Annotated in this window: 10 protein-coding genes; 8 read left to right on the top strand and 2 right to left on the bottom strand. The window is 70.9% G+C overall.

Features of this window, described 5'->3' with window-relative positions; translation table 11 throughout:
* Positions 1 to 54: 54 nt before the first annotated feature.
* The 6 genes from DW297_RS04895 to DW297_RS04870 all read left to right on the top strand — a co-directional run bounded on the left by DW297_RS04895 (position 55) and on the right by DW297_RS04870 (position 5,946).
* Positions 55 to 1,338 (top strand): CDP-glycerol glycerophosphotransferase family protein, encoded by a 1,284-nt coding sequence (locus DW297_RS04895; protein WP_136029946.1) that lies wholly within the window; start codon positions 55 to 57, stop codon positions 1,336 to 1,338.
* Positions 1,335 to 2,105 carry a biotin--[acetyl-CoA-carboxylase] ligase gene (locus tag DW297_RS04890; RefSeq protein ID WP_136029944.1) on the top strand — a complete coding sequence of 257 codons (771 nt, stop codon included), beginning with the start codon at positions 1,335 to 1,337 and terminating at the stop codon, positions 2,103 to 2,105. Before DW297_RS04895 ends, DW297_RS04890 begins: the two co-directional genes overlap by 4 nt.
* A 57-nt stretch (positions 2,106 to 2,162) precedes the next feature.
* Complete coding sequence (locus DW297_RS04885) at positions 2,163 to 2,717, top strand: PH domain-containing protein (RefSeq protein ID WP_168442799.1); 555 nt, start codon at positions 2,163 to 2,165, stop codon at positions 2,715 to 2,717.
* A 61-nt stretch (positions 2,718 to 2,778) separates the two neighbouring features.
* Positions 2,779 to 3,903 carry a 5-(carboxyamino)imidazole ribonucleotide synthase gene (locus DW297_RS04880; RefSeq protein ID WP_136029941.1) on the top strand — a complete coding sequence of 375 codons (1,125 nt, stop codon included), beginning with the start codon at positions 2,779 to 2,781 and terminating at the stop codon, positions 3,901 to 3,903.
* Between the two features lie 124 nt (positions 3,904 to 4,027).
* The gene (purE, locus tag DW297_RS04875; protein WP_136029996.1) at positions 4,028 to 4,495 is read left to right on the top strand and encodes a 5-(carboxyamino)imidazole ribonucleotide mutase; all 468 of its coding nucleotides are present in this window, start codon (positions 4,028 to 4,030) and stop codon (positions 4,493 to 4,495) included.
* Positions 4,492 to 5,946, top strand: a complete 1,455-nt coding sequence (locus tag DW297_RS04870; RefSeq protein WP_136029939.1) for an LCP family protein — start codon at positions 4,492 to 4,494, stop codon at positions 5,944 to 5,946. The genes purE and DW297_RS04870 overlap by 4 nt, the downstream gene beginning before the upstream one ends.
* Positions 5,947 to 6,112: 166 nt before the next feature.
* Here the strand turns inward: DW297_RS04870 and DW297_RS04865 are convergent, their stop codons facing one another.
* Positions 6,113 to 6,571: a hypothetical protein gene (locus tag DW297_RS04865; RefSeq protein WP_240744521.1), complete on the bottom strand. Its 459-nt coding sequence runs from the start codon at positions 6,569 to 6,571 to the stop codon at positions 6,113 to 6,115.
* Between the two features lie 269 nt (positions 6,572 to 6,840).
* Positions 6,841 to 8,604 (bottom strand): DUF4012 domain-containing protein, encoded by a 1,764-nt coding sequence (locus DW297_RS04860; RefSeq protein ID WP_136029934.1) that lies wholly within the window; start codon positions 8,602 to 8,604, stop codon positions 6,841 to 6,843.
* A gap of 142 nt (positions 8,605 to 8,746) precedes the next feature.
* On the opposite strand from DW297_RS04860, the gene DW297_RS04855 reads away from it, so the two are divergent.
* Together DW297_RS04855 and DW297_RS04850 are read left to right on the top strand one after the other, a co-directional pair.
* The gene (locus DW297_RS04855) at positions 8,747 to 9,820 is read left to right on the top strand and encodes a glycosyltransferase (protein WP_136029933.1); all 1,074 of its coding nucleotides are present in this window, start codon (positions 8,747 to 8,749) and stop codon (positions 9,818 to 9,820) included.
* A gap of 101 nt (positions 9,821 to 9,921) precedes the next feature.
* The gene (locus DW297_RS04850) at positions 9,922 to 12,363 is read left to right on the top strand and encodes an FG-GAP repeat domain-containing protein (RefSeq protein ID WP_136029931.1); all 2,442 of its coding nucleotides are present in this window, start codon (positions 9,922 to 9,924) and stop codon (positions 12,361 to 12,363) included.
* The last annotated feature ends 7 nt before the right edge of the window (positions 12,364 to 12,370 follow it).

Genomic DNA, 12,370 nt, shown 5'->3' with positions numbered 1-12,370 from the left:
ACCGCTCGCGTCCCTCCGCCGGGAGGGGCGCGAGCGACGAACTATCCTGGAGGGATGGGTGCACTGTCTGATGCGAAGAAGGCCTACCGTCTGCTGCGACGGGCACTCGAGTCCCGCTCTGCCGTGCAGCGCGTGCGCCGTCGGCTCGCCGAACGGGAACCCTATCCGCCCGAGCACTTCCAGATCGCGGTGTACTTCGCCGACGGTGCGGTCAACATGTACCAGATGCGCCAGTGGTACCGCCCCCTCGCGGAGCTCTCGAAGCGCTGGCCCGTCGTGGTGCTCTCGCGCCAGGCAACGGGAGCCGAGAAGCTGCTCGACGAAGATGCGCCTCCCGTCGCGTTCGTGCCGAAGGTGCGCGATCTGGAGCGTTTCATCGCGACGCAAGACATCCGCATCGTGCTGTACGTCAACCAGAACACCCGGAACTTCCAGATGTTCCGCTACGGTCGCCGCTGGCACGTGTTCATCAACCACGGCGAGTCCGACAAGATGTACATGACCACGAACCAGTACAAGGCGTACGACTGGGCGTTCGTGGCAGGGCAGGCCGCCCGCGACCGGCTGTCGCGCACGCTGTGGGACTACGACGTGGACCGTCGCACGATCGAGATCGGCCGCCCGCAGGCCGACCACTACTCGGGCGTGCTGCCCTACGCACCCGACGACAGGATCGTGGTGCTCTACGCGCCGACGTGGGAGGGCGACCGGCCGAGCGCCCACTACGGGTCGATCGCCTCGCACGGCGAGGCGCTCGTGTCGGCGCTGCTCGCGAGCGGCCGTCATCGTGTGATCTACCGGCCCCATCCGCGCAGCGGTGTGGTGGACGAGGCCTACGGTGCCGCGCACCGCCGGATCCTCGCGGCGATCGCCGCCGCCAACGCGGCCGATCCCGCCGCGCAGCACGTGTACGACGACGGTCCCGAGCTGGGGTGGCAGCTTTCGGCGGCCGATGTCGCGGTGGTCGACATCTCCGCGATGGTCTACGACCGGCTCGCAGCCGGCAAGCCGCTGATGATCACCCGCCCCGTCGACCCGGAGGCCGCCGTCGACACCACCGGCTACCTCTCCGATTGCGAGTGGCTGACGGTCGAGGGTGCGACTGACATCGTCTCCGAGGTCGACCGGGTGCGGGCCGACGAGGCGGCCGTCGCGCGGCTGCGCATGTGGGTGCAGCACTACTTCGGCGACACCACCCCTGGAGTCGCGACCGCCAAGTTCCACGGGGCGATCGAACAGCTCATGCAGGAGTGGGATCGCTGGCGCGCCCACGAGGTGGGAACCGTGCGCGACGATCAGAACGACGACGACGAGGAAGCCGAGGACGAGGACGCATGAGCCTCGATCTGCCGCGCACCGCCGCAGTCGCCTCCCGGCTCGTGGTCGTCGAGGCCACCGGCTCGACGAATGCCGACCTGCGCGCTTCCGCGGCAGATCAGCGGGCCTGGCCGCACCTGTCCGTGCTCGTCACGGAGGATCAGACGGCGGGGCGCGGACGCCTGGATCGCACCTGGGTCGCGCCCGCCGGTACCGCGCTCGCGGTCTCGGTGCTCCTCCGTGACCTTCCCCGTGATCCGGCTGTTCGCGGCTGGATCCCGCTCGCCGCCGGGCTCGCACTGGCCGATGCGGTCGCCGCACAGCTGCCCGCCTGCGAGGTCGCCGTGAAGTGGCCCAATGACGTGCTGGTCGACGGTGCGAAGATCTCCGGGATCCTGGCGGAGGCGACTGCCGACGCCGTGGTGGTCGGCGCAGGGGTGAACACGCGCATGTCGCGGGAACAGCTGCCGGTGCCGACAGCCACCTCGTTCGCAGCGCAGGACGCCGCCGTCGACGAGGACCTGCTGCTCGTCACCTACCTCACGGGGCTCGACCGGTGGCTGACCGCGCTCGCCGCGGGGGAGGACGCCCTCACCAGTGGCCTGCACGCCGCGGTGACGGCGCGCTGTGCGACCGTCGGCCAGGCGGTGCGCGTCTCGTTGCCCGACGGCAGCTCTCTCGAAGGAACCGCCGGCGCCCTCGACCCGGACGGGCGGCTGCTCGTGGTCGCCGACGGCGCGACGCGCGCGGTCTCCGCGGGCGACGTGGTGCACGTGCGGCCCGCGTGACGCGGGACACGCCGCCCGGCGACCGGCGTTGTCGGTGTCCCGGGGCACAATGGTGGGGTGACCCAGCCCGTGACGCTCGGCGGGCGGCCGCTGATGCCGCCGCCCGGGGCCCCCGCCGAAGAGCTGCTGATCGCGCGCTTCCGTAGCCACGCGCGACGCCTGTTCTGGTCCGCAGTGGTGCTCATCGCGACGTTCGGGCTCACTGCCTACCTGTACGGCAACCTGCCGGCCGGGTTCGAGAACTGGATGCTGCTCGCCGCAGCCGGCGCCGTGGTCCTGCTCGCGGTCGTGGTCCCCTTCGTCGTCTGGTACTCGCGCACCACCACCATCACGACGCGACGGGTGATCGCGCATCAGGGCATCGGTTCCCGGCAGCGCAGGGAGATGTCGCACGCGCGTGGGTACACGATCGGGGTGCGCCGCGGACCGCTCCAGCGCCTGTGGGGGTGCGGCACCGTGACGCTGTCCAACGGCGTCGACGCTCCGCTGCGGCTGCCGAACGTCCCGAACGTGACCCTGGTGCACGAGACGCTGGCGGACCAGATCGAGGTCGGGCAGATCCTCGCGCACCGCGACGCACAGGCCACCGCCGACGACACCGACGCCCTCTGACCCGCGGTCCCTCGCGCGCCCTCGAGTGCGGAAGAATGGGACCAACGAATGGAGGCGGCACATGGCGTTGCGCGTTGGCGTGATCGGCGGAGGACAGCTGGCACGGATGATGATCGCTCCGGCGGTCGAGCTCGGGATCGACCTGCGGGTGCTCGCGGAGGACGAGGGCATGTCCGCCGGGCTCGCGGCCACGGCCGTCGGCGACTACCGCGACCTCGCGACGGTCCGCGCGTTCGCCGAGGGCGTCGACGTCATCACCTTCGATCACGAGCACGTGCCGCAGGACGTGCTGCGGGCCCTCGTCGCCGACGGCGTCGCGGTGCACCCGGGGCCCGATGCGCTCCAGTTCGCCCAGGACAAGCTCGCGATGCGTGCCCGTCTCGCCGACCTCGGGGTGCCGCAACCCGAGTGGGCGGCGGTGCGGAACGTCGCCGAGCTGCAGTCCTTCCTCGACGCCCAGGGTGGCGCGGCCGTGGTCAAGACCCCGCGGGGCGGCTACGACGGCAAGGGCGTGCGCGTCGTCCGCTCCGCCGACGACGCACGGGACTGGCTGGACGCCCTCGGTGAGGGGGAGGCACTGCTCGCTGAAGAGCTCGTGCCGTTCGTCCGCGAGCTCGCCCAGCAGGTCGCCCGGCGCAGCGGGGGAGAGATGATCGCGTACCCCGTGGTCGAGACCGTCCAGCGCGATGGGGTGTGCGCCGAGGTCATCGCGCCCGCCCCGGCCGCCGGCGATCGGCTGGTCGAGGTGGCGGAGGGGATCGGACGCACCATCGCGGAGGGTCTCGGCGTCACCGGCATGCTCGCGGTCGAGCTGTTCGAGACCGACGACGAGCGCATCCTCGTCAACGAACTGGCCATGCGTCCGCACAACAGCGGGCACTGGAGCCAGGACGGCGCCGTGACCGGACAGTTCGAGCAGCACCTGCGCGCGGTCGCCGACCTGCCGCTGGGCAGCACCGCTCCTCGCGCGTCGTGGTCGGTGATGGTGAACATCCTCGGCGGCCCGATCGGCGCCACGCTCGACGAGCGCTTCGCGTCGGCGATGGCGAAGCACCCCGGCGCCAAGATCCACACGTACGGCAAGGCGCCGCGTCCGGGTCGCAAGGTCGGACACGTCAACGTCGCCGGGGAGGACCTGGACGACGCGGTGTACGTCGCTCGGGCGGCCGCCGCGCACTTCGCGTGACGCGAGGCGGACGGGACCTGGACGCAGCCGCGTGCCGCTGGGGTGTTCTCCCAGCGCGAGCCCGTAGCCTGTTCTGGTGACAGAGCCACTTCACTCCTCCGCTGCGCCCGTGGTCGGCGTCGTCATGGGGTCCGACTCCGACTGGCGCGTCATGAGTGACGCCTCACAGGCCCTGACGGACTTCGGGATCCCGCACGAGGTCGAGGTGGTCTCGGCGCACCGCACGCCCGACAAGCTCATGTCGTATGCGCGGGAGGCCCGCGCGCGAGGGCTCCGCGTGATCATCGCGGGGGCCGGCGGAGCGGCCCATCTGCCCGGGATGCTCGCGTCGATGACGCCGCTGCCCGTGGTCGGTGTTCCCGTGCCGCTCGCGTACCTCGACGGCATGGACTCGTTGCTGTCGATCGTGCAGATGCCGGCGGGGATCCCCGTGGCGACCGTCTCGATCGGCGGGGCCCGCAACGCCGGCCTCCTGGCCGCCCGCATCCTCGGCGCCGCCGACGCGGAGCTCGCCGACCGGGTCGAGGCCTACGCGGCCGATCTCGAGTCGCAGGTCGCGGCGAAGAACGAACGGCTGAAGGACTCGCTGTGACCCTTGCGCCTCCGCGCGCACGACAGCGCCCGATCATCGAGACCCGGCCGCTGCGGCACCCGGACTCCACCGACCCCGGGATGATGTCGAAACGCGGGTGGTGGCTCATCGCGATGAACCTTCTTCTTCCGGGGTCCGCTCAGGTGCTGGCGGGCAACCGCCGTCTCGGTCGGTTCGGTCTCGGCGCCACGCTCACGGCCTGGCTGCTGGTGATCGTGACCGTCGGTCTCGCCCTGTTCGCCCGACCGGTCCTCCTGTGGCTCACGGTCGCCGGCGGGTTCTTCTCCGCCGTGGTGCTGACGATCGTCCAGGTGCTGCTGGTGGCGTACGTGGTGCTGTGGATCGTGCTGACCCTCGACACCCTGCGCCTCGTGCGGCTGGTAAAGGTCCCCAACCCCTCGCGGCTGGCGATCCCCGTGGTGGCGCTCGTGCTCCTCGGCCTGGTCGGCGGCGCCGCCGGTTACGCCGCGACATCGGTGGGATCCGTGCGGGGAACCGTCGGGGCGATCTTCGGGCAGAGCGGACCGAGCCTCCCGCCGAGCGACGGCTACTACAACATCCTCCTGCTCGGTGCGGACAGCGGGGACGGCCGCGACTCCATGCGTTTCGACAGCATCTCGGTCGTGTCGGTGAACGCCGAGACCGGTGCGGTCACGATCACGGGCATTCCGCGTGAGCTCCCGAATGCGCCGTTCAGCGACGGCAGTCCCATGCAGGCGCAGTACCCGAACGGATTCGAGGGGCACAGCTCGTCGACCTGCGGGTGGAACGGCTGGATGAACCACGTGCGTTACGCCGCAGAGGTGTGCCGGGACGACGGAGGAGCGGAGCTGTACCCGAAGGCGGTCGCCCAGGGCTCCGAGCCGGGCATCGAAGCGACGAAGGATGCCGCCGAGGGCGTCCTCGGGATCGAGATCCCGTACTACGTGTTCGTCGACATGCACGGCTTCGCCGACCTGGTCGACGCGCTGGGCGGGGTCGATATCAACGTCACCGAGCGTCTCCCGAAGGGCGGTCCGCCCGAGGGATGGACCGGGACGGACGTGAACGAGTGGGCGATCGGCTGGATCGAGCCGGGCCAGCAGCACATGGACGGCGACACGGCGCAGTGGTACGCCCGCTCGCGCTACACGACCAGCGACTGGGACCGCATGAAGCGGCAGCGGGAACTTCAGGAGGCGATCCTGGCTCAGTTCACGCCGCAGACCGTGCTGACGCGGTTCAACGAGGTCGCCGCGGCGGGCACGGCGTTGATCAGCACCGATCTGCCCCAGGACAAGCTTCCGGAGTTCTTCGATCTGATGCTCAAGGCGAAGGAGCAGCAGGTCACGACGATCGAGCTGACCCCGGATTCGGGCGTGGACGAGCACAACCCCGACTACGGGTACATCCACCAGATGATCCAGCAGGCGCTGCACCCGCCGACGTCGACCCCCACGCCCAGCCCCTGACGGAGGGGGCCCGCTCCGCGTGGGCATGGCGCAGCCCACGGGCGACGCTCCCGAGGGTCGTCGCCCGTGGGCGTCCGGTGCAGCACCGGATTCGCCAGACGACGGTGATCGGAGGGGGAGGGATCACCGTCGTCCAGCCGACCACCGCGCGAGGCGGCAGCCAGGCTCAGGCGCGCTTGCGGCGAACGATCCCGGTGGCGACGAGCGCCCCACCGGCGACCAGGGCGGCAGCTCCACCGCCGAGCACCCACGGCGAGACCGAGCCGCCGGTGAGCGCGAGCTCCATGCCGCCGCCGGTCAGGGGCAGCTCGGTACCCGCGGGTGCGACGGCAGGGTCGTGATCGCAGCTGGACGCGGCGTCGTGGCCGTGCGACACGGTGATCGTGGCGGTGTACGGACGCGAGCCCCCGAAGGCGACGGCGTAGGAGCCCTCACCGTCAGCCGGCGGGCGGAACGTCAGCGTCATGCTGCCGTCGGCGCCGGCGGTGTTGCCGGAGGTCGCGGCCTTGCCCGCGTTCTTGCCGGAAACGGAGACCGCCACGTTCTCGGACGGCAGGAAGTACCCGGGGCCGAAGACGATGGTGGAGACCTCGCACACGTCGATGATCGGGTCGCCGACCTTCACACCGGGAGGCGAGGGGTACGAATCGCTGGATGCGTCCGGAATCGTCGGCGCAGCGGTTGCGATGGTCGGCGCGACGAGTACCAGCGCGCCAGCGGTAAGGCTGATGGCAGCCAGTTTCTTCAGCATGATCTCTCCCCAGAAATGTCACGCGGAATCGCCTCCGGACACACCCCTGCGTCCGACTGCGTGAGGTCTCCTGCCCCCACGGCAGGTTCACAGACCCCAGTTATTCCCCAGTGAGATGACAGTACCCCATTCGAGGGAGATTGTCACGAACCGCAGCGGAGTGTGTCCTTGGTCAGCTCCGGCCCCGTGATCAGGGGGGTGTGCAGCACCTCGGTGAGCCGCTGACCGGCACCCGTGCCCTGGAACTCGACGGTGATGGTGGTCGACTCGCCGGGCGCCAGCTGCACCTCGTGCTGCACGACGGACCGGTCGCCGAGCATCGCCGTCTGCACGCCGTCGTCCTCACCGTCCCTGTCCACGTGGGACGGGGTGGCGCCCTCGGGGCCGTACACCGCGATGAGCGTGCGCACGGTGCCGGGCGGCACGCCGTAGAACCCGTCGCCCGTCACGTACGGGGGCAGGGAGGTCGCCGCGTCGGCGGGTGCGGTGTTCGTCCAGGTGACGGTGATCTGCGTGGTCGGCTCTCCGTCGCAGCGCCCGACGGCGGTCGCGATCGTGGCGCGCGTGTAATAGTCCATCTTCGCGCCGGTGCCGTCGTTGAACAGCACGCCCACGTGACTCGTGTCGGCCGAGTCCGGGGGGATCGTGCCGCCGAGGGCGCTCGCGGCGAGCAGGGTCTCCTCGTCCTCGTGCGCGCTCCAGATGCGGATCCGACCCTCGCCCGCGGCATCGGCCAGCGCGCCGATCAGAGCCTGGGGATCGCCGCCCGACAGGGCTGCTCCGAACAGGCCGCCGGCTGCAAGAGCGAAGATGTCATCCTGTGCCACAGGGTCGGGGACGGCGGCGTAGATCTCCGACAGCAGAATGCTCGTGATCGTGTCGGACGTCGCCGTGAAGGGCCCGAACGTCAGGTCGCCCGTGACCTCCATCAGATGCTCGGCGACCAGGGCGTCCACGGCGATCACCCCGTCGACCTGGCCGCCGAAACGCCCGACCCACCGTGCCGCGATCGTCTCGCCGGCCTCGCGGAAGTCGGGGATGCTGGTGATGTTCTGCAGGAACCGTCCTGGGCGATCCTCGAACAGCGCCGTGGTGGACTCGCTCACCGGGAGGGGGACATCGAGGGCGGGGAAGTCGCGCGTGGATGCCTGGCTCTGCAGGGTCACCCGCCCGTTCTCGGCGTGCAGCAGGGCGATCGAGCCGATGATGCCGCCCGAGGAGCGCAGTTCGGCGTTGTTCTGCATCGCGAGCACGTACGTGCGCGGACCGTCGCCGCCCAGCATCGTGGGCAGGAGCACGGCAGCGCCGTGCAGCGAGCCCACGACCGTCGCCGCCTGCGTGACGGATCCTCGCATCTGACGGATGGCATCGGCGAGAGGGGGCAGCGTCGCATCGGCGTCGATGCGCTTGGCACGGTCGTCGGCGGAGGTGAGCGACGCCGCGGCGGCGGCCAGGGGCTCCTCGACCTGGGCGAACGGCGCGAGGTTGATCGCGCCGTCGGTGAAGCCCAGGCTCGACAGGTCGAGATCGGCGCCGACCTGCAGCAGGGGTCGCAGCGCCTCGGTCGATACGTCATCCGCGATCTCGGCGATCTCGCTGACGGCCTGGAAGTTCGGACCGACCCACGGCAGGACGCCGAACGCGTGCCAGATCGGATCGGAGGTGAGGTCATGGGCGGAGGCCGCGTTGCGGGCGATGGCATCGGAGATGGGCTCCGCACCGTCGAGATCGCCCTCCGCGATCGCCTGCTTCAGCTGGGTCGCGCCCTTCGCGACCTGACGCAGATCGTCCACCGCGCCGATGCCGCGGACCGCGACCCAGCCGATGGCGATCACGAGCAGCGTCAGGAGGATGCCGATGGTCCATCCGATCCATCGGCGTCGGGCAGGAAGTCGGCCATCGCTCACTCGAGCATTCAAGCACGGTGGGTACGCGCGAGGCCATGGAGCGCGCACGTGAGGTCATGCGTTGCTGTGGGAACGCTGAAATTGCGGACCGGCGGGCGGTGCGCTCCACGGCTCCGCAGCATGCCGCGGTTAGCCTGAACCCATGGGTGCTCGGCTGCGTGTGGTTCTGGATCAACTGGTGCACGTCGTGGACCAGGACCAGGCCACGGCGGCACGTGAGCTGACGGCGGGGCTCGTCGCGACGGCCCCGTCCGGCTGCGCGGTCGACGCGATCGTACCGGCGGGCGCGCAGGTGGACGTCGCCGGGGTCGACGAGGTGCGCACGCTCGGTCTCGGTCGCCGGGAACTGGCGGCCTCGTGGCAGCTGGGCATCGCTCCGGGTGTGGGCGGCGGGATGATCCACGCGCCCACGCTGATGGCGCCGCTCGTGCGCCACGACAGGGTGCACGACCACGATCAGACCACCGTGACGGTGTGGGACCTGTGCGCCTGGGACGACCCGGGCGCCCTGTCGAAGTCGGCCGTGGCCTGGCAGCGCGGCATGCTCCGCCGTGCCGCGCGGCACGCGGACGCCGTGGTCGTGCCGACCCACGCCGTGGGGGAGCGTCTGGCCGAGATCGCCCGACTCGGCGACCGGATCCGCGTCATCGCCGGCGCACCGCCGCACGATTTCGCCGTGCCTGCCGACGCCGAGTCCCGGCGGGGCGCGCTGTCCCTGCCGTCGGAGTACATCGTCCTGACCGGATCGGCGGACACCCTCGCGGCGGGGTTCCGTGGAGCCGTCGCCGCCGGCGTCGATGCCGTGGTGCTCGACGCCCCGGAGGGCTCGGAGCCGCGGCTGGCCGAGGTCGCCTCCGCCGCAGGCCTGCCCGAACGGCGCGCGCACGTGCGCGGTGCGCTGTCGGCAGCGGACCGCGCTGCCGTGCTCTCGGGGGCGTCCGCCTACGCGGCGACGAGGACGGTCGCGGGGTGGCCGTGGCGCGCCGTCGAGGCGCTCACCGTCGGGGTGCCCGTCGTGGCGAGCGATACCGGGTGCCACCGTGACGTGATCGCGGACGGCGGGATGTTCGCCGCGCCGGACGACCTGCCCGACGCGCTCGCCGATGCGGCGGGCAACGGTTCTGCGCGCTTGCGGGTGCTTGCATCGGACCGCTCGCGCGCGTTCTCCTGGGCGGGCGCGGCGGAGAGGGTGTGGAGCCTGCACGCCGACCTGTGAACGGCTGAGAAGACGCTGCACAATCGAGCGACACGCCGAATTCCCCTGGTGGAAACGTCGCAACAGTGGCATCATCCCGCAACTTCCGTCACACTGGTCACATGTCTCGACGTGCCCCACGCTCGCGAAACACCCTGAGGACCTCCCGACTCCTCACCTGTTTCCTCGCCGTCTCCGCCCTCCTCGTCGGCACCGTCGTGCCGGCCACCGCCGCGACGGCCGCCGCTTCCGCTTCCGCGCCCGTCGCCCGCGCGGTCGGCGCCCCCGCGGCGTCGGGGATCGCGAAGAGCACGCTCGCCGGCTTCACGCCCGGCAACATCATCAGCGACGCCGTCTTCACCAACAAGGACACGATGACGGAGGCGCAGATCCAGGCCTTCTTCAACGCGCGCGTCTCGCGGTGCCTCGGCGGCACCGACGAGGACGGTCGTCCCATCGTGTGCATCAAGGACTTCAAGATGACCACGGTCACTCGGGCCGCCGACCAGTACTGCGACGGATACACCGGCGCCGCGAACGAGAGTGCCGCGCGCATCATCTACCGTGCAGCGCAGTCGTGCGGGATCAACCCGCAGGTGCTCATCGTGATGCTCCAGAAGGAGCAGAGCCTGGTCAACCACACGTGGCCCAGCGCCTGGCGCTACGACATCGCGCTCGGACAGGGCTGCCCGGACGACGCGCCCTGCGACCCGCAGTACGTCGGCTTCTTCCACCAGATCTACGGCGCCGCCCGCCAGATGCAGATCTACATGGAGGGCAAGTGGTTCCAGTACTACGCGCCCGGCCGCACCTGGAACATCCTCTTCAACCCGAACCGCGCGTGCGGCTCCTCGCCGGTGTACATCGCCAACAAGGCGACCTCGGCCCTCTACTACTACACGCCGTATCAGCCGAACGCCGCGGCGCTGCGCGCCGGATACGGCGACGGCGACACCTGCTCGGCCTACGGCAACCGCAACTTCTACAACTACTTCACCGACTGGTTCGGCTCCACCCAGGCGCCCCAGGTGCCCTCGCTCGCCTCGGTCAGCTCCTCGTCGTACATGGTCGGCGTCGACAGTGCCGGCGTGCTGTGGGGATACCCGTTCGCGAAGAACGTGTGGGGCAACCGCAAGCAGCTCGCGAGCGGCCTGACCGGGGTCAGCGCGGCCATGGTGGTCGGCGATCTCGACGGCAGCGGCACGCGCGACCTCATCATCCGCCAGGGCAACGGCGTCTCGGTGATGCGCGGCAGCGGCGCCAGCTTCTCGGCACCGCAGTCGCTGAACCTGGACTGGAGCGGCGTGGTGCTCTCCACCGCCGCGGGCGACCTCGACGGCGACGGCATCCCCGACGTGCTCACCACCGCCAAGAACGGCGACCTCATGCTGTGGCGCGGCAACGACAAGGGCGGCCTCCTGCCTGCGATCCGCGTCGGCTGGGGGTGGGCCGGCATGAACATGCTCGTCGGCAACATCGACCTCAACGGCGACGGCAACCCCGACCTCATCGGCAGGGACGCCGCCGGTCGACTGTTCGCCTACTACGGAGACGGCGGCGGCGGCTGGACCGGCTCCCGTCAGCTCGGGCAGGGCTGGGGCGGCATGACCGCGATCTTCGTGCCGGGCGACTTCACGGGCGACGGCGTCAACGACGTGGCGGCGCGCACCGCGAACGGCGACCTCTACATGTACCCCGGCGACGGACGGGGAGCGATCACGTCGAGCGGCAAGATCGGCAACGGCTGGCAGATCCTGTCGGCGCTGACCGGTTCGGGCGACCTCGTCACCAAGCCGCGGGCCATGCCATCGGGCGTGGGCGACGTCGACCGTGACGGCGGACCCGACGTGCTCGGGCTCACGGCACAGGGGAACCTCAACCTCTACCGCGGGAACGGCGCCGGTGCCTGGCGCGGCTCCCAGCAGATCGGCTCGGGGTGGACGGCGGGCGACCGACTGATCCCCATGGGCGACTTCAACGGCGACGGGTACCGCGACCTCGGTCGGGTGACCCCCGACGGACGGCTCTGGCTGATCCCCGGTGTCGCGGGCGGCTACGGGCAGCCCGTCGTGATCGGCAACGGCTGGCAGAACCACACGCTCCTCGTGGGCGGCATCGACTTCGACGGCGACCGCAACACCGACATGATCGCGCGCAACTCCGCCGGCCACCTCGTGTACTACCGCGGTGACGGCAGGGGCGGCTGGGCGAGCCAGGCCATCCAGATCGGCTACGGCTGGGGCGGCTTCGACATGGCCGTCAACGGCGGCGACTTCGACGGCGACGGTCGGGCGGACCTCATCATGCGCACGACCGACGCGCGCCTGTGGGTGTACCCGACCAACGGCACGGGCGGCTGGGGCACCCCGCGTCAGATCGGTGTCGGGTGGGGCGGCTTCAACGCCCTGTTCAGCCCCGGCGACTTCGACGGCGACGGCACCTCCGACCTCCTCGGGCGGCACACGAACGGCAATCTCTACCTGTTCCGCGGTGACGGCCGTGGCGGCTGGGGCGCGAGCGGCGTGATCGGGAACGGCTGGAACACGCTCACCGCCCTCGGCTGAGCGCGTG

Source organism: Microbacterium sp. PF5 (assembly GCF_004794315.1).
GTDB classification, from domain to species: Bacteria; Actinomycetota; Actinomycetes; order Actinomycetales; family Microbacteriaceae; genus Microbacterium; species Microbacterium sufflavum.
The sequence above is the reverse complement of the archived record's forward strand: the minus strand, read 5'-3'. Positions and strand labels throughout refer to the sequence as shown.

Bases quoted from the DNA above. Each gene is read 5' to 3' on its own strand.
- DW297_RS04895 (WP_136029946.1), top strand. From the start codon at position 55: ATGGGTGCACTGTCTGATGCGAAGAAGGCCTACCGTCTGCTGCGACGG.
- DW297_RS04850 (WP_136029931.1), top strand. From the start codon at position 9,922: ATGTCTCGACGTGCCCCACGCTCGCGAAACACCCTGAGGACCTCCCGA.
- purE (WP_136029996.1), top strand. From the start codon at position 4,028: ATGGGGTCCGACTCCGACTGGCGCGTCATGAGTGACGCCTCACAGGCC.
- DW297_RS04880 (WP_136029941.1), top strand. From the start codon at position 2,779: ATGGCGTTGCGCGTTGGCGTGATCGGCGGAGGACAGCTGGCACGGATG.
- DW297_RS04855 (WP_136029933.1), top strand. From the start codon at position 8,747: ATGGGTGCTCGGCTGCGTGTGGTTCTGGATCAACTGGTGCACGTCGTG.
- DW297_RS04890 (WP_136029944.1), top strand. From the start codon at position 1,335: ATGAGCCTCGATCTGCCGCGCACCGCCGCAGTCGCCTCCCGGCTCGTG.